Origin of the sequence: Streptomyces sp. NPDC079141 (assembly GCF_040686775.1) — a bacterium.
In the GTDB taxonomy this organism is placed as follows: domain Bacteria; phylum Actinomycetota; class Actinomycetes; order Streptomycetales; family Streptomycetaceae; genus Streptomyces.
Window position 1 is genome coordinate 268,513 of sequence record NZ_JBFBLP010000006.1, and the last position, 17,608, is coordinate 286,120.

A 17,608-nucleotide genomic window follows, 5' to 3' on the forward strand; every position below is an offset into this window, starting at 1 on the left:
CCGCCCCTTCAACCCCGCCCCAGGGGGCGCTGCCCCCTGGACCCCCGCTCCTCAAACGCCGGAGAGGCTGAGTCTTCTGAACGCCGGTCCAGGCAATTTCAGCCCGTCCGGCGTTTGAGGACGAGGCCGTTCAGGCCGAAGCGGGGGTCTGGGGGCGGCAGCCCCCAGGGACGGGACGGGTAGGGGCGGCGGGGGCGAAGAACAGCCCCCCGCAACCCCCACCCCGCACCCCAACACACCCCCGCCGGAACCGAACCGATTCCCCCGGCGTATTCATGGGCAGGGGGTGATCCGGGATACTGCGAGGCCGCCGGCAGGCCCGCCGTGACGAATGTCAGTCCCGACAGCGATACTTGCGGGCGACGGATGACCATGGGGGAGGTCGAAGTGACACACCCGCCGAAGAGCAGCGCGGCGCCACCGGGATCCGGCATGCCCACAATGCCGTCGATCCCACCACAACAGAACACGCACCCCACCGCACCCACCCCCGCACCGGACCCCACCCCACCCGGCCGCCGCACGGCGTTCGCCGAGGGCGTCGACCGCCTCCGCGCCGCAGCCACCACCGAACCCGGCCGCCTCCGCATCATCGGCGCCGTCCTCGCCCTCCTCGTCGTCACCTTCGGCGCCGTCACCGCCTGGCAGGTCACCGCCCGTGAGGCCGCCGCCGACGACGTCCTGCACAGCAGCCAGCCGCTCAGCTCCGACGCCGCCGACATCTACCGCTCGCTCGCGGACGCCAACACCGCCGCCTCCAGCGGCTTCCTGGCCGGCCGCGAGGAGACCGGCGTCAACCGCGTCCGCTACGAGAAGGGCATCCGCACGGCCGCCGCGAAGCTGGTCAACGCTGCGGCCAACTCCGACCCCGGCTCCCCCTCCGCCGCGACCGTCGCCAAGCTCAACCGACTGCTGCCGGAGTACAAGGGCCTGGTCGAGCAGGCCAGGACGTACAACCGCCAGGGCTTCCCGGTCGGCGGCGCCTACCTGCGGTACGCGAACGAGAAGATGCAGCAGGAGATGCTCCCGGCCGCGGAGGATCTCTACAAGAAGGAGAACCAGCGGCTGCGCGACGACTACGGCGACGCCACCCCGTACCCGTGGGCCGCGATAGCCCTCGGCGTCATCGCGCTCGCCGCCCTCGCCTGGGCCCAGCACCGCAACTACCGCCGCACCAACCGCGTCCTGAACCACGGCCTGGTCGCCGCCACCGCCGCCACCACGGTCGTACTGCTCTGGCTGGTCGTCGGCCACAGCGTCGCCCGCGCCGGCCTGAACGACTCCTACGACCACGGCGTGCGCTCGCTCAACGTCCTGCACGACGCCCGCATCGCCTCCCTCAAGGCCCGCGGCAACGAGAACCTCACCCTGGTCTCCCGCGGCGCCGAGACCAAGAAGGTCGGCGAAGAGACCTTCGACGCCTACGACTACGACTTCACGCAGGACATGGACACCCTCGGCAAGGGCCTCGCCCAGGCCGAGAAGCTCGCCGACGACGCCTCCGGCGAGCAGCCCGTCACGGCGGCCGTCGGCAACATGACCGAGTGGAAGAAGCGCCACGCCGCGGCCCGCGCGGAGGACGAGAACGGCGAGTACCAGCAGGCGCTGGACAAGGTGATCGGCGCCAAGGGCACCACCGGCGAGTGCTTCGACAGCGTCGACACCAACCTCGCCGCCGCACTGAAGCACGAGACGAACGAGTTCGAGCGGGCGGCGGGCGACGGCCTGGACGCGCTGTCCGGCCTGTCGCTGGGCGCCGCCGTGCTCGCCGTCCTGGCCGCGGCCGGCGCGGTCCTTGGCATCGGCCGCAGGCTGTCGGAGTACCGGTGAGAGGGGGCGTGACGATGCACACGCGACGTCTGCGGGCCAGCCTGAGGGGCTGGGGCGGAGTGGGAGCGATGGCAGCCGTGTGCGCCCTGGCGGTGGTTCTCGCGCTGCTGCTGCCGCTGCTCCGGTCCTCCGGCGACGGCAGCACCGGCACGGGCACCGGCACCGGCGGCCAGGGGGTCGCGAACGCCACCCACACCCGCGCCGACGAGGAGTGCACGGACCCGGAGAAGCAGACGCTGTCCCCGTCCGGCGCGGACGGCCCCACGATCGAGGAGATCAAGAGCCGCCAGGGCGAGAAGCGCAAGCTGGTCGTCGGCGTCGACCAGAACAGCTACCGCTGGGGCTACCGCAACCCCAACAGCAGCGGCACCGCCGAGCTGGAGGGCTTCGACATCGACCTGGTGCACCGCATCGCCGAGGACATCCTCGGCGACCCGGACGCCGTCCAGTTCAAGGCGATCCCCACCAACCAGCGCATCCCGGCGATCCAGGAGGGCCGGGTCGACATGGTGGTGCGCACCATGACGATCAACTGCGACCGGCTGACCGATGTCGCGTTCTCCGCCCCCTACTTCAAGACCGGCCAGCAGGTCCTGGCCCCCAAGTCCTCCGAGATCACCGGCTACGACAAGACGCTCGCCGACCGGAAGATCTGCTCGGCGGAGGGCTCCACCGCGTACACGACGCTGGAGCAGGGGCAGAAGGACGGCGACCTGCCGGCCTCCGCCGACATCGGCAACACCGTCCCCAACCAGCTCGACTGCCTGGTGCGGCTCCAACTGGGCGAGGTGGACGCGGTGGTGACCGACGGCGCCCTCGCCGCGAGCCAGGCAGCGCAGGACCCGACGGTCGAACTGAAGGGCGCCGCGTTCACCACCGAGTACTACGGCGTGGCGATGAAGAAGGACGCCGACGATCTGGTACGCCGGGTCAACCAGATCCTGGTGGACTACCGCAAGGACACCTCGGGCGGCTGGCAGGCGTCGTACGACACATGGCTTTCGGCGACACTGGGAGCACAGTCGGCGGAGTCGGAGCCGCCGGCACCGGAGTACCTCCGCAAGAGCTGAACCCACAACCGCTGAACACACCCCCAGGCACACAACACAGCAGCGAGAGGTGATCGATGGGCGTCACGGGACCCCCCGGGCCGGTGATGGACCGGGACGAGGTGGACCGTGCGCTGGCGCGGCTCGGCGCGGAGCACGAGGCGATCGAGACCTCACTCCTCGCCCTCCAGGACCACGCGGGCCGCAGACTCCTGGAGGGCGCCGAGCTGACGGGTGTCACCAAGGAGCGCTGGACGACCACGGAGGCCTCCATCACGCTGCTGTGGGCCTACTTCGACGCGTACACGGACGCGCTGCACTCCGCGCGCGAGATCCGCGCCCGCCGCCGCTGGTCCAGCCGCGAGGACCTGGTGGAGCTCACCGACCTGCTGCGCGGCGAGTCCGTCACGGTCGCGGGCTCCGCCACCGCGACCGCCAACGCGCCCACTCTGCACGGCGGTTCGGGCAAGCTCAGCGAACGCTTCTCGCTGGTCACCCTGGTGGACCGGATGAACGAGCTGTACGCGACGAGCCTGGACATGGTCGTCACCGCCGACGCGGTGTGGTCGGCGCTGCCCGCCCGGATCGATTTACTCGCCGCGGAGCTCCAGCGCACCCGCCGCCTCGCCCACTCCGTCGGCGTACGCCCCGGCGAGCACCCCTCCGGCGACGACCTGGAGCACATCACACGGACGTTGACGCACCTGCGTGAGCAGGTGGTCTCCGACCCGCTGGCGTTCTGGCGTCCCGCGCCCGGCAGTTCGGCGCCCGGCGGCGGCCGTCCGGACACCACGGTCTACGACCGGGAGGCGCGCGCCCTGGAGGACGTACGCCGGGAGATCGACGCCGTCCTCACCGTCCGCCAGGACGCGGAGGCGCGCCTGGTGAAGCTGCGGGACGTGCTCTCGCGCGCGGACCGCACGCTCGCCGAGGCACGCACCGCGCGCGGCGAGGTCCTCGCGAAGATCGCCGCCACGGAGGTGCCGGTCGTCAGCGGCCCGCCGACCGTGCTGCAGGAGCAGCTCGCGACGGCCGCCGAGTACCGCAGGCACGCCCAGTGGCACCGGCTGTCCCCGCTGCTTGAGTCTTTGGAGCAGAAGGCGGAGGACGAACTGCTGCGCGCCCGCGAGTCGTTGACGGCGGTCACCGCGCCCCTGGCGGTCCGCGCCGAGCTGCGCGGACGCCTGGACGCGTACAAGGCGAAGGTGGCCCGGCACGGCCTCGCCGAGGACCCGTTTCTGATCGAGCGGTACGACGCGGCCCGGCGCATGCTGTGGAGCGCGCCCTGCGATCTGCGCGTCGCCGAACAGGCCGTCCTGCGCTATCAGCACGCGGCGGCGGAGCTGCTGGGCTCGCCGCGCGTGCCGGGGCAGGGCGGGCCAGAGGACCGTAGGGGGGAGTCATCGTCATGAGTCAGGCACAGCAGACCTGCCAGCGGCCCGGCTGCGGCGGCAGTTACGAGGACGTGGGCGGCGGCGAGCTGTACTGCGACACCTGCGGTCTGGCCCCGGTCGTCTCCACCACCGGCATGGTCGGCTCCACGCCGACCGGAGTGACGGGCGGCGGCAAGGGCGGTTCCGGCAGCGGGAGTTCACGCTCCAGCAGCCGCAGCAGCTCGCGTACGTCCTCACAGTCGTCGAAGTCGCGGCGCTCGGTGTCGGGACGGCTCTCGCGCTCACTGTCGGGCCGTTCCACCAGCCGTTCGGTGTCGGTGCGCAGCTCCGGGTCCGCCGCCGGTGCCTCCGGGCGCGGCCGGCTCGGGGTGGGCCTGGTCGACGTGCCGGACGTGCCGCGGCCCGACCCGCGCGAGATGGTGCTGGAGAACCCGGAGGTGCCCGAGCGCAAGCGGTTCTGCTCGCGCTCCGACTGCGGTGCGCCGGTGGGGCGGGCGCGCGGCGACCGGCCCGGCCGCACGGAAGGTTTCTGCACCAAGTGCGGCCACCCGTATTCCTTCGTCCCGAAGCTGAAGTCCGGTGACGTGGTGCACGGCCAGTACGAGGTCGTGGGCTGTCTGGCGCACGGCGGGCTCGGCTGGATCTACCTCGCCGTGGACCGCGCGGTCTCCGACCGTTGGGTGGTCCTCAAGGGCCTGCTGGACACCGGTGACCAGGACGCGATGGCCGCCGCGATCTCCGAGCGGCGCTTCCTGGCCGAGATCGAGCACGCCAACATCGTGCGGATCTACAACTTCGTCGAGCACCTCGACCAGCGGACGGGTTCGCTGGACGGGTACATCGTGATGGAGTACGTCGGCGGCAAGTCGCTGAAGGAGATCGCCAACGGCCGCCGCGGGACGGACGGCAAGCGCGACCCGCTGCCGGTGGAGCAGGCGTGCGCGTACGGCATCGAGGCCCTGGAGGCGCTCGGCCATCTGCACAGCCGCAACCTGCTGTACTGCGACTTCAAGGTCGACAACGCCATCCAGACCGAGAGCCAGCTCAAGCTGATCGACATGGGCGCGGTGCGGCGGATGGACGACGAGGAGTCGGCCATCTACGGCACGGTGGGCTACCAGGCGCCGGAGGTCGCCGAGGTCGGCCCGTCGGTGGCGTCCGACCTGTACACGGTCGCACGCACGCTGGCCGTACTGACCTTCGACTTCCAGGGGTACACGAACGTCTTCGTGGACTCCCTGCCCGACCCGGACAACATCGAGGTCTTCCGCCGGTACGAATCCTTCTACCGGCTGCTGGTCCGCGCCACGGACCCGGATCCGGCCCGCCGGTTCGCCTCCGCGCAGGAGATGGCGGAGCAGCTGACGGGCGTCCTGCGGGAGGTCGTCTCGCTCCAGACGGGCCGTCCCCGGCCCGCCCTGTCGACCCTGTTCGGGCCCGAAGTGAAGGTCACGGACACGGAGTTGTTCCCAAGACTGGACGGCGAGGTGTCCCGCCTCGGGGCGCGGGAGGCGCGCGGTCGCGGCGCCGACACCGCCCCCGCTCTCTCCGCGAGCCTCGTCAAGCCCGCCAACGCCCCCGCTGCCGCCCTCGCCCTCCCCGTACCGCACGTGGATCCGAGCGACCCCAACGCCGGTTTCCTCGCGGGCCTGATGACCTCCGCGCCGGCGGAGCTGGTCAGCGCGCTCGCCGCGGCGCCGGCCCCGTCGACCGAGACCCGGCTGCGGCAGGTCCGCGCCTGGCTGGAGAACGGCGACGCGGCGACCGCGCACGAGGCCCTGCTGCACCTGGAGTCGGAGCGGCCCGACGACTGGCGGGTTGTCTGGTACCGGGGCGTTGCCGCGCTGGTGACCGGCGACCACGAGGGCGCCGCGCTGGCCTTCGACGCGATCTACGACGCCTTCCCGGGCGAGCCCGCGCCGAAGCTGGCCCTCGGCCTGTGCGCGGAGGAACTGGGCCAGTTGGACAACGCCGCCGAGTACTACGGCCTGGTCTGGTCGACCGACCCGAGCTTTGTGAGCGCCGCGTTCGGCCTGTCCCGCGTGCAGCTCGCGACGGGCGACCGGCGCAGCGCCGTGACGACGCTGGAGTCGGTGGCGGAGTCGTCCATCCACTACACGGCCGCGCGGGTGGCGGCCGTACGGGCGCGGCTGCGGCAGCGCACCGCGGCCGCCGGTGACGTACCGTTCCTGAAGGACCTGACCGCGGCAGCCGGGCAGGTGGAGGCGCTGGAGGCGTACGGCCTGGACCCGGCGCGCCGCGAGCAGTTGGCGGCGGAAGTGCTCGGCTGCGCGCTGGACTGGATACTCTCCGGTGGCCGGGATGCCGTCCCTCCCCCACCCTCGGCTTCGCTCGGGCGGGGGGACCCCCATGGCCCCGGAGGACGGCTGCTGCTCGGCAGCGGCCTGGACGAGCGGGGACTGCGTTTCGGCCTGGAGCGTTCGTACCGCACGCTGGCCCGGCTCGCACAGGGCGGCGAGGAGAGGATCGACCTGGTGGAACGTGCCAACCGTTACCGCCCCCGGACGTGGGTGTAGTTGATGTCGCAGATGCCTCAGCAGGCCGCTCTGTCGAACTGCCCGAGCTGCGGAGAACCTCCGCTGTCGGGTGACCGTTTCTGCGGAGCGTGCGGATACGACCTGTCCGCCGTGCCCGCACGGCCGGACGGCGACCCGACGATCGCCCTGACCGACCCGCCGGCCGCGGTGAACGGCGCGGCGCCGCCCGCCGCCGCCGACGTGGCCTGGCCGCTGGCCTCCGAGCCGGACAGCTCGGACACCCCGCCGGCGGTGCATCTGCCGGCGGATCTTGAGGGCGCGGAGTCGGACGGCCGTGAGCGCGGCGCTCACGAACCGCCCTCCGGTGTGCGCTTCGACCGCGCCCCGGAGCCCGACGAGTACCCGCTCCAGGCGCCCGACCCGCGCGTGGCCGCCGAGCAGCCCGCTCCGGCCGAGCCCGCCAAGGTGTGCGTGGCCTGCCGGGCCGGCCGGGTGGACCACGACGGCTACTGCGAGAACTGCGGGCACGCCCAGCCGCGTGAACGCGACCACATGGAGCAGGAGTTCGGCCCCGTGGCCGCCGTCAGCGACCGCGGCCTGCGCCACCACCGCAACGAGGACGCGTTCGCCGTCGGCTGCGCCGCCCTGCCCGACGGTTCGTCCGCGGCCCTGGCGATCGTCTGCGACGGCGTGTCCTCGGCGACGCGGCCGGACGACGCCTCGCTGGCCGCGTCCCGGGCGGCGAGCGACGCCCTGCTGGCGGCCCTGCCGCTCGGCACGCATCCGCAGCAGGCCATGCACGAGGCGATCGTCGCCGCCTCCCGCGCGGTGAACGCGCTGGCGGACGAGCCGGCCACCGCGCGCGAGCACGCCCCGCACCAGAACGCCCCCGCCTGCACCCTCGTCGGCGCCGTGATCATCTCCGGTCTGCTGGTCGTCGGCTGGGTCGGTGACAGCCGCGCCTACTGGATCCCGGTGGACCGCGGCGCACCCGCGGCCCGGCTCACCGAGGACGACTCCTGGGCCGCGCAGATGGTCGCCGCGGGCCTGATGAACGAGGCGGAGGCGTACGCCGACGAGCGCGCCCACGCGATCACGGGCTGGCTCGGCGCGGACGCCTACGAACTGGAGCCGCACACCGCTTCCTTCAAGCCGGACCGGCCGGGTGTAGTGGTGGTGTGCACGGACGGCCTGTGGAACTACGCCGAGACGGCCGGGGAGATGGCCGAGGCGGTGCCCCTCGACGCCGCCGTGCGCCCCCTGCACTGCGCCCAGGTCCTGGTCGGTCACGCGCTCGACGGCGGGGGCCACGACAACGTAACAGTGGCCGTCCTGCCGTTCCCGGCCCCGCCGACGGGGGCAGGATCGGCCTGAGGCCACGCAGCGGGAAGCAGCCTCAACGGACCGGAGGGGACCGGTCCGCCGACAGCCGTACGCCCCGCTCCGGTGGGGTTTCCTAGGGGGATCAGAGAAGGCATGGCCAATTTCTCGAAGTCGAACGTGCCGCAGTTCTCGATGGACGTCTACCAGAACGAGTACCTGCCCGAGGGCGGCCGCGAGGTCAACGCGATCGTCACGGTCACCGCGACCGGCGGCGGCACGATCGGAAGCGCGGTCGCGGCGCCCCATCTCTTCACGCCGGGGCACGGTCCGTCCGCGGCCGTGGCGATCATGGTCGACTGCTCGGGCTCGATGGACTACCCGCCGACCAAGATGCGCAACGCGCGGGACGCCACGGCCGCCGCGATCGACACCCTGCGCGACGGGGTGCACTTCGCGGTGATCGGCGGCACGCACGTCGCCAAGGAGGTCTACCCGGGCGGCGGGCGGCTCGCGGTCGCCGACGCCACCACCCGCGACCAGGCCAAGCAGGCGCTGCGCAAGCTCAGCGCGGGCGGCGGCACGGCCATCGGCACCTGGCTGCGGCTCGCGGACCGGCTGCTGTCCTCCGCGGACGTCGCCATCCGCCACGGCATCCTGCTCACCGACGGCCGCAATGAACACGAGTCACCGGAGGATCTGCGCGCGGCGCTGGACTCCTGTGCCGGGCGTTTCACCTGTGACGCCCGTGGCGTGGGCACCGACTGGGAAGTGAAAGAAGTCACAGGAATCGCCTCCGCCCTCCTCGGCACCGCCGACATCGTCGCCGACCCGGCCGGCCTCGCCGCCGACTTCACGCAGATGATGGAGACGGCCATGGGCAAGGAGGTCGCGGACGTCGCGCTGCGGGTGTGGACGCCGGTCGGCACGACCATCAGGTTCGTCAAGCAAGTCGCGCCCACGGTCGAGGAGTTGACCGACCGCCGCACCGAGGCCGGCCCGCGCGCCGGGGACTATCCCACGGGTTCCTGGGGAGACGAGTCCCGTGACTACCACGTCTGCGTCGAGGTCCCGTCCGCCGGCCTCGGCCAGGAGATGCTCGCCGCCCGGGTCTCCCTGGTCATCCCGCAGCCCGACGGCAGCGTCCAGAACCTCGGCGCCCAGGGCTTGGTGAGGGCCGTGTGGACCGACGACATGGTCGCGTCCACGTCGATCAACCCCCAGGTCGCCCACTACACCGGCCAGGCCGAACTGGCACAAGCCATCCAACAAGGGCTGGATCTGCGCAAAGCAGGTGACATGGATGGAGCAACGGCCAAACTGGGCCGGGCCGTTCAGCTCGCCAGCGCCTCCGGAAACGCCGATACGGCGAAACTCCTTGCGAAGGTGGTGGACGTGGTCGACGCCGCGGCAGGTACTGTGCGACTGAAGGCGAAGGTCGAGGAGGCCGACGAGATGACTCTCGAAACCCGGTCCACAAAGACTGTTCGTGTAAAGAAGTGACCTGAGAACCGCCGTAGTTCTGTCGTAGCAGTGAGCGAGCCCGACCCTTCGGGGTTGGAGAAATCCGGCCATGACGGCCGGAAAGGAAAGGGGGAAGCGCCGACATGCCGACCTGCCCGAACGGACACCAGTCGGGTTCCGACGACTGGTGCGAGGTCTGCGGTCACCGCATGGCCGGTGCCGTGCCTCCGCCCCCTCCCCCGCCGCCCCCCGCTGGCGGTGGCTACGGCTTCCCGCCGCCGCCCGGCGCCCCTGGCGGCCAGCCCGGCGGTGCCCGTCCGCACCTGTCCGCCGTACCGGACCCCGAGCCGGAGCTCTGCCCGCAGTGCCGCACGCCCCGTGAGGGCGGTGCGCCCTTCTGCGAGGAGTGCCGGTGGAACTTCCTCACCAACACGGCGACCTCGTACACCCCGGCCGCCCCGCGCCCGCCGGCCCCCGGCCCCAGCCCGGCCGCCCGCTTCCAGCAGCCGCCGCCCGGCCCGTCCTACGGCGGTGGCGACGCGTTCGACTACCAGAGCTCACGCCCCTCACAGATGAACCGCCCCGCCGAACCGATCCCGCCGTTCGGCACGGACCCGTCGGCGCCTTCGGGTCCGGGCGGACCTGGCGGTCCGGGCGGAGCCGGTGCTCCGGGTGGTCCGGGCGGATTCGGTGGTCCGGGTGGGCCTGGCGGGCCTGGTGGTTTCAGTGGTCAAGGTGGGCCCGGTGGTCCCGGTGGGCCTGGCGGTTTCAATAGCCAAGGTGGTCCCGGCGGACCCGATGGACCTGGTGGTTTCGGCCCCGGCGCCAACGGCCCGGGCGGACCTGGCGGTTTCAACAGCCCGGGCGGCCCCGGCGGTTTCAACGGCCCTGGCGCTCCGGGCGGCCCCTCCGGCTTCGGTTCCGACCCCTCGCGGCCGGTTCCGCCGCCGCCCGGCCCGGCGTCGCCCCCGCCCGGTCCCGGTGCGACCGGTGGCGCTCCGCAGGCGTTCCAGTCCCCGTCCGGCCCGCCCGCCCCGCCCGCGTTCCCGCAGGAGACGAACCGCCCGCAGCCCGGCGGCCCGTCCTTCGGCGGCGGTGACGACGACTGGGTGATCTCGCCCCCGTCGTCCACCGCACCCGGCGGCCCCGGCCAGGCGCAGGGCGGTGGCTACGGCTATCCGCAGCCCGGCACCGGCCAGGCGCCGCCGCCCGGTCCCGCGTTCCCGCAGCAGCCGGCGACCTGGACCGCGACCATCGGCCCGGACCGCGAGTACTTCATGGCGATGATGCAGCGCTCCGGCCCCGAGGCCGCGGGCCTGAACCTGCCCGCGTACTCGCCGGAGCAGCAGCGCACCCTCACCGGCAACCAGATCACCATCGGCCGCCGCCGCCACTCCACCGGCGAGACCCCCGACATCGACCTGTCGGTGCCGCCGGAGGACCCGGGCGTCTCGCACCAGCACGCGGTACTGGTGCAGCAGCCGGACAGCTCCTGGGCGGTCGTCGACCAGAACTCGACGAACGGCACCACGGTCAACGGCTCCGAGGAACCCATCCAGCCCTTCGTACCGGTCCCCCTCCAGGACGGCGACCGCGTCCACGTCGGCGCCTGGACGACGATCACCATCCGCCGAGGCTGACCCCGCGCTCACGGGAGGGGCCAGGCATACCAACGCCTTGGCCCCACCGGGGCCACACACACGACGCCCTGCCTCACGGGGCGTCACGTGCACGACGCCCCGGTCCCACCAGGGGCCACACACACGACGCCCTGCCTCACGGGGCGTCACGTGTACGACGCCCCGGTCCCACCAGGGGCCACACGCACGACGCCCTGCCTCACGGGCGCCATGGACGCGCCGCCCCGGCCTCACCACGGGCCACGGCACGACGCCCCGGTCCCACCAGCGGCCATGCACACGCCCCCTGCCTCACGGGGCACCACGCGCACGACACCCGGTCCCACCGGAGGTCAGCCGCGCGCAACGGCCGCGGATCCCACCAGGAGCCAAGCCCAACGCCGCCCCGGTCTCACCGGAGCGGCCAGGCGTAGGGGCCCTCCGGCTCGTCCAGCCATGCCCACTCGCGTTCGCCGCTGATGGTGATGCCGTAGCGCTCGCGTCCGGGGGCGCCCTCGCGGTTCCACAGGGCGTAGGCCTCCTGCGGATCGAGGCTGTCGCGGCTCAGCGCCAGGAGGAAGCGGAACAGCTCGTTGTCCCGGGCCCGGCGCGGCACTCCGCCGAGGGGCGCCGGTTCCGGTTCGGGCCGGTCGCCGCCGCGGAGCGGGACGAAGTAGGCGGGCGTGTGCAGGAAGCGGCCCTCGGCCTGTCCGGCGGACTGGACGGTCAGGGCGACCAGGCCGGTGGCGAGCGGCGTAAGGATCCGGGCGCCGGGCCGGCACTGGGCGAGCCAGGCGTGCGGGATCGACGGCAGGGTGCAGGTCGCGATGATCCGGTCGAAGGGCGCACGCTCCGGGGCGCCCCGCGCGCCGTCGCCGGTCAGGACGACGGGGTGATGGCCGGCGGCGGCCAGGTGCTGCCGGGCCGTCTCGGTGATCTCCGGCTCCAGGTCGACGGTGGTGACGAGATCGTCGTCGCCGAGCCGGTGGGCCAGCAGGGCGGCGTTGTAACCCGTACCCGCCCCGATCTCCAGAACCCGGTCGCCGTCCTCCACGCCCAGCGCGACCAGCATCATCGCCATGAGCGAGGGCTGGCTGCTGGAGGAGACCAGCTCCCCGTCCCGCATCCGGGTCGCCAGCGGGACGTCCGCGTACGCCCCGCGTACCCATCGCTCACGGGCCACCGGGTCGGGGCTCTCGCCCCAGCGTCGCTCGTAACCCCCCATGACGCCGACGTAGTAATAGGGGACGAAGACATGGCGCGGTACCGCCGCGAACACCTCCCGCCACGCCGGGTCCGCGTCCCAGGCCCCGCTCCCGTCGATCTCGTGCACCAGCTCCGCCCGTGCCGAGGCGGCGAGGTCGTCCAGGTCCTTGTCCAGCGCGTGTGCGCTCATGACTCCACTGTCCTGCGGGACACGGCGCGAGGCGAGCACCGGGACCGGCCGAACCGGAATCTCCTCGTCCTGCGCCCGTGCTCCCCCGGTACTGGTCCTAAGCCTTGAGTCCTCGGTCGCGCCGTCTGAGACCATGGGTAATGTGAATGAGATTCGGCGCGGCACACTTCAGGAGCAGACCTTCTACGAGCAGGTCGGCGGGGAGGAGACCTTCCGCCGCCTCGTCCACCGCTTCTACGAGGGTGTCGCGGAGGACCCGACCCTGAAGCCCATGTACCCCGAGGAGGACCTGGGCCCCGCCGAGGAGCGCCTCACCCTCTTCCTGATCCAGTACTGGGGCGGCCCGACGACGTACAGCGAGAACCGCGGCCACCCCCGGCTGCGCATGCGCCACGCGCCCTTCACCGTCGACCGGGCGGCGCACGACGCCTGGCTGAAGCACATGCGGGTCGCCGTCGACGAGCTCGGCCTGTCCGAGGAGCACGAGCGGACGCTGTGGAACTACCTGACGTACGCGGCGGCGTCGATGGTGAACTCGGAGGGCTGATCGGGCGGCGCGGCGGGCTCAGCGCACGCTGACGCCCAGCGCCCCGAGTCCTGCCGTGCGGACGGCGATCGATCCGTAGGGGCTGCGCAGCCGCAGCCACGCGCCCGACGAGAACAGCCCCAGGGCGGCGTTGTCGGGCGCGCGCAGGAAGCCCAGTGACTGGGCCGCGTGCACGGCCCGCACGGGCAGGCGGGTGTCCCCGACCGAGCGGGACCAGATCTCCCGGCCGATCCGGTCGAGTTCGGCCCGGGTGCGCCGCTCGGGCGCCAGTTCCTGGGTACGGGAGCGGAATTCGGCGACCCCGGCCCGGACCATGGCCCGCAGGGCGTCCGGCGCCGGCAAGCCCGGCTCGGCCCGCCAGCCGCCGCGCGGCGGCAGCACGCCGGCCCACGGCGGACCGGTGACCGCCACCGGGACAACGGCCGTGGCCGCCGCCTCGTCCACGGCCTCCAGCAGCTCACCCGCGGAGACGGTCACGTCCAGGGTGACGTCGAGCCCGTTCTCGTACGGCTTGGCGAGCCGGGCCGCGCGGATGGCCAGCACCTCGAAGGAGGGCGGCCGCCCGAAGACGGCGAGTGCGGTGCCGGCCGCCTGGAGGCGCACCGCGGCTCCACGGTCGTAGTGGAGCAGCCGGGAGAGGAAGGCCGCGAGGTCCGCCGCCTCCCCCTCGTCGGCGAGGTGGAGCACCGTCATGCGGCGACGGCCTCCTCCTCGTCGTCGTCCCGGTACTCCTCAAGGAACTCCCGCTCCTCCGAGGTGATCCGGCGCGGCCGCTGCGTCTCGAAGTCGAACGGCACGATCACCGTCGACGCACGGACGTAGACGAGGTCGTCGTCCTTCACCTCGTAGGCGATGGTGAAGGACGCGGCCCGTATCTGCGTGACCCACAGCTCGATGTCCACGGGCGTGTGCCGGTGGACCAGCTGCCGCTTGTAGTCGATCTCGTGGCGCGCCACCACGGACCCCTGCTTGAAGTCCTTCTCCGGGCGGAACAGGAAGTCGATACGGGCTTCCTCCAGGTAGCGGAGGAAGACCACGTTGTTGACGTGGCCGTACGCGTCCATGTCCGCCCAGCGCAGCGGGCAGCGGTAGATATGCCGCAAGATCGATCAGCCCCGGGTCAGCTTCTTGTAGGTGGCGCGGTGCGGACGCGCGGCGTCCGGTCCGAGCCGCTCGATCTTGTTCTTCTCGTACGACTCGAAGTTGCCCTCGAACCAGAACCACTTGGAGTCACCCTCGTAGGCGAGGATGTGCGTGGCCACTCGGTCCAGGAACCACCGGTCGTGGGAGACGACCACGGCGCAGCCGGGGAACTCCAGCAGCGCGTTCTCCAGGCTGCTGAGGGTCTCCACGTCCAGGTCGTTGGTCGGCTCGTCGAGGAGCAGCAGGTTGCCGCCCTGCTTGAGGGTGAGCGCGAGGTTGAGGCGGTTGCGCTCACCGCCGGACAGGACGCCGGCCGGCTTCTGCTGGTCGGGGCCCTTGAAGCCGAACGCGGAGACGTACGCACGCGACGGCATCTCGACCTGGCCCACGTTGATGTAGTCCAGCTCATCGCTCACGACGGCCCAAAGGGTCTTCTTCGGGTCGATGTTCTCGCGGCTCTGGTCGACGTAGGAGATCTTGACGGTCTCGCCGACCTTGATGCTGCCGGAGTCGGGCGTCTCCAGACCCTGGATCATCTTGAAGAGCGTGGTCTTGCCGGCGCCGTTGGGGCCGATGACACCGACGATTCCGTTACGCGGCAGCGTGAACGAAAGATCATCGATGAGCACCTTCTCGCCGAAGGCCTTGTTGAGGTTGTTGACCTCGACGACGATGCTGCCGAGCCGCGGGCCCGGCGGGATCTGGATCTCCTCGAAGTCCAGCTTCCGCATCTTCTCGGCCTCGGCGGCCATCTCCTCGTACCGCGCGAGACGGGCCTTGGACTTGGCCTGCCGCCCCTTGGCGTTGGAGCGGACCCACTCAAGCTCTTCCTTGAGCCGCTTCGCGCGCTTGGCGTCCTTCTGCCCCTCGACCTTCAGACGGGTCTGCTTGGTCTCCAGGTAGGTGGAGTAGTTGCCCTCGTACGGGTACGCACGGCCCCGGTCGAGCTCAAGGATCCACTCGGCGACGTTGTCGAGGAAGTACCGGTCGTGGGTGATGGCCACGACGGTGCCCGCGTACTTGGCGAGGTGCTGCTCCAGCCAGTTCACGGACTCGGCGTCGAGGTGGTTGGTGGGCTCGTCGAGGAGCAGCAGGTCGGGCGCCTCCAGCAGCAGCTTGCACAGCGCCACACGCCGCTTCTCACCACCGGAGAGGTTGACGACGGGCCAGTCCCCGGGCGGGCACCCGAGCGCGTCCATGGCCTGCTCCAGCTGAGCGTCGAGGTCCCATGCGTTGGCATGGTCGAGCTCTTCCTGCAGCTTGCCCATCTCGTCGAGCAGCGCGTCGGAGTAGTCCGTGGCCATCAGCTCGGCGATCTCGTTGAACCGGTCGAGCTTGCCCTTGGTCTCGGCAACACCCTCCTGGACGTTCTCCAGGACGGTCTTCTCGTCGTTCAGCTTCGGCTCCTGCATCAGGATGCCGACGCTGTACCCGGGCGAGATGAAGGCGTCACCGTTGGACGGCTGCTCCAGCCCCGCCATGATCTTCAGAACCGTCGACTTACCGGCTCCGTTCGGGCCGACGACGCCGATCTTCGCTCCGGGGAGGAAGTTCAGGGTGACGTCATCGAGGATCACCTTGTCGCCGTGCGCCTTGCGCGCCTTGCGCATGGTGTAAATGAACTCAGCCAAGAGAAACCGTCCGGCAGCTTGAAATCTGGCAGTGGGCAGATACACCCCATCTTGCCGTACCGCCACCCTTGGGAGGAAACCCGTTAGGTCGGGGGCCGTCGGCATGGAGGTTCACCGCTGCGGACTGCGACAGGACTGTCACCGTCTGCGACGGGGTGGGTCCGTCAGTTCTCGGGTGACCGCTTCTTCCGGCGCGTGAGCAGCAGGGCCGTGGCGCCGAGGAGCAGTAGGCCGATGGCGGAGCCGGCGATCAGGGGGGTCGCCGTGGAGCTGCCCGTTGCGGCGAGGTTGGTGTCGTCGGTCGGGTTGCCCGCGGTGGCGGGGCTGGGCTCGGCCAGGGTCTGGGTGGTGGTGCCGTCGGCCTCGGCGGCCTCGGCGGCCTGGGTCATGCAGTCGAGTACGCCGGTGAACCGCTTGGTGAAGCCGCCGGGTCCCTCGATCGTGAAGTCGTAGGCCTGGTCCTCCTGCAGCGGGATCGTCACCGTGCGGGACTCGCCCGCCGCGATGGTGTAGTCGATGCCCAGCAGCTCGAAGGTGAATTCCTCGTCGCCCTCGTTGACGGCGGTGAGGTCGACGCCGCCCTCGGCGCAGTTCTCCACGGCGGACAGCGCGGGTATCGCACCCGTCTTCGCCCAGGTCGCGCTCGCGGTCGCCGAGACCGTCGACTCGCTGGAGCCGGCCAGGATCTGGGTCTGGCTGCGGCTCTCGGAGGCGAAGGCACGGCCGACCGGCACGGTCGTGGAGGCCTGCACGGTCAGCTCCGCCGTACCGTCCGCGGCGTCCTCGGGCACGTCGAAGTACACCTGCCCGCCGTCCACCGCCGACGTGACGCGCTTGCCGTTCTCGTCGACAATCCGTACGCCGCTCATGGCCGCGTCCGCGGGCGGCGTCACCGTCACGCGGTCCACGCCGGTGTGCACCGTCACCGGCCCGATCCGCTCGCCCGGGTGGCCGGAGAGCGCGGGCGGGTCCAGGGTGAGGGCCGCCTTGGGCTCGGCCAGGTCGCGGGCGTTCTTCTCCAGGTAGTCGGCGAGCCGCTCGGCCTGCGGATCGGCCGCGTCGACGTCCGCGCCGTCCGAGTAGCGCCAGATGGCCACCTGCGTTCCGGCCGCCGCGTCCTGCTCGGTGAGGCCGCCGTTGACGCCGGCCCGGTCGGCCAGCGCCGCGAGATCGTTCACCTGCGGGTAGGAGTTCTGCAGGATCCAGCGGATCCTGCCCGCGTCCTCGTTGGCACCCAGCGAGGTCCCGCTCCACGGCGTCTCGTGGTACCTGGCGTCCTTCTGCGTGGGGTTGTGGAGGTCGACGCAGTACGTCTGCAGCATGCCGCCGCCGTCGACGGACATCTCGAACAGGCCGGCCGAGATCTCCTGGTCGCCGTTGTCGCCATGTATGACGGCGGCGCCGTACGTCTTGAGGCCACCTATGGTGGCGGCCGCCCCGCCCTGGTTCTGCACCGTCCCGTCGTCGGCAGCGGCCGGACCGGCGCCGGCCAGCGCACCGGCGGCGACGAGTCCGGACGCCAGCGTCACTGCGGCGCGGCGCGCCGCCCCTCGCCCGCGCCCGGACAGCGCAGAGAAAGCAGAAAGCACAGAATTCCCCTTCCAGCAGGACCCGTTGACGTGGGGGGCACGGTCCCACCAGCAGAATCTTCAAGCCCAGAGAGCCTTGTTCGGCATCCTAAGGACCAGGCGCACCACGCCTCCCGGGGATACCGCCG

At 71.8% G+C, this 17,608-nt stretch carries 13 protein-coding genes; 8 read left to right on the forward strand and 5 right to left on the reverse strand.

The features are described 5' to 3' along the window. Window positions 1-441 precede the first annotated feature (441 nt). The 7 genes from AB0Q90_RS19740 (at window position 442) to AB0Q90_RS19770 (ending at window position 11,195) form a co-directional block, all read left to right on the forward strand. On the forward strand, window positions 442-1,830 hold the full coding sequence (locus AB0Q90_RS19740; protein ID WP_363160369.1) for a hypothetical protein: 1,389 nt from the start codon (window positions 442-444) through the stop codon (window positions 1,828-1,830). A gap of 14 nt (window positions 1,831-1,844) precedes the next feature. Continuing rightward, window positions 1,845-2,900 (forward strand): glutamate ABC transporter substrate-binding protein, encoded by a 1,056-nt coding sequence (locus AB0Q90_RS19745; protein WP_363160295.1) that lies wholly within the window; start codon window positions 1,845-1,847, stop codon window positions 2,898-2,900. Window positions 2,901-2,956: 56 nt separating this feature from the next. Further along, the gene (locus AB0Q90_RS19750; protein ID WP_363160296.1) at window positions 2,957-4,291 is read left to right on the forward strand and encodes a hypothetical protein; all 1,335 of its coding nucleotides are present in this window, start codon (window positions 2,957-2,959) and stop codon (window positions 4,289-4,291) included. Then, a complete protein-coding gene (locus AB0Q90_RS19755) occupies window positions 4,288-6,810 on the forward strand; it encodes a tetratricopeptide repeat protein (RefSeq protein WP_363160297.1) in 2,523 nt (840 codons plus the stop codon). The genes AB0Q90_RS19750 and AB0Q90_RS19755 overlap by 4 nt, the downstream gene beginning before the upstream one ends. Then, window positions 6,811-8,145: a protein phosphatase 2C domain-containing protein gene (locus AB0Q90_RS19760; RefSeq protein ID WP_363160298.1), complete on the forward strand. Its 1,335-nt coding sequence runs from the start codon at window positions 6,811-6,813 to the stop codon at window positions 8,143-8,145. It begins immediately after the preceding gene. Window positions 8,146-8,247: 102 nt separating this feature from the next. Beyond that, complete coding sequence (locus AB0Q90_RS19765) at window positions 8,248-9,594, forward strand: VWA domain-containing protein (RefSeq protein WP_363160299.1); 1,347 nt, start codon at window positions 8,248-8,250, stop codon at window positions 9,592-9,594. Between the two features lie 104 nt (window positions 9,595-9,698). Then, window positions 9,699-11,195: an FHA domain-containing protein gene (locus AB0Q90_RS19770; RefSeq protein WP_363160300.1), complete on the forward strand. Its 1,497-nt coding sequence runs from the start codon at window positions 9,699-9,701 to the stop codon at window positions 11,193-11,195. Window positions 11,196-11,586: 391 nt separating this feature from the next. Here AB0Q90_RS19770 and AB0Q90_RS19775 read toward each other — a convergent pair whose 3' ends face one another. Continuing rightward, on the reverse strand, window positions 11,587-12,570 hold the full coding sequence (locus AB0Q90_RS19775) for a methyltransferase domain-containing protein (RefSeq protein ID WP_363160301.1): 984 nt from the start codon (window positions 12,568-12,570) through the stop codon (window positions 11,587-11,589). Between the two features lie 133 nt (window positions 12,571-12,703). On the opposite strand from AB0Q90_RS19775, the gene AB0Q90_RS19780 reads away from it, so the two are divergent. Continuing rightward, window positions 12,704-13,117, forward strand: coding sequence for a globin (locus tag AB0Q90_RS19780; protein WP_363160302.1), 414 nt, complete (start codon window positions 12,704-12,706; stop codon window positions 13,115-13,117). Between the two features lie 18 nt (window positions 13,118-13,135). Here the strand turns inward: AB0Q90_RS19780 and AB0Q90_RS19785 are convergent, their stop codons facing one another. The 4 genes from AB0Q90_RS19785 to AB0Q90_RS19800 form a co-directional block, all read right to left on the reverse strand. Then, window positions 13,136-13,810, reverse strand: coding sequence for a hypothetical protein (locus AB0Q90_RS19785; RefSeq protein ID WP_363160303.1), 675 nt, complete (start codon window positions 13,808-13,810; stop codon window positions 13,136-13,138). Beyond that, on the reverse strand, window positions 13,807-14,220 hold the full coding sequence (locus tag AB0Q90_RS19790; protein WP_188293368.1) for a thioesterase family protein: 414 nt from the start codon (window positions 14,218-14,220) through the stop codon (window positions 13,807-13,809). The genes AB0Q90_RS19785 and AB0Q90_RS19790 overlap by 4 nt, the downstream gene beginning before the upstream one ends. Window positions 14,221-14,226: 6 nt before the next feature. Beyond that, window positions 14,227-15,891, reverse strand: a complete 1,665-nt coding sequence (gene ettA, locus AB0Q90_RS19795) for an energy-dependent translational throttle protein EttA (RefSeq protein ID WP_363160304.1) — start codon at window positions 15,889-15,891, stop codon at window positions 14,227-14,229. A 164-nt stretch (window positions 15,892-16,055) separates the two neighbouring features. After that, window positions 16,056-17,480 (reverse strand): Cys-Gln thioester bond-forming surface protein, encoded by a 1,425-nt coding sequence (locus tag AB0Q90_RS19800; protein WP_363160305.1) that lies wholly within the window; start codon window positions 17,478-17,480, stop codon window positions 16,056-16,058. Window positions 17,481-17,608 lie beyond the last annotated feature (128 nt).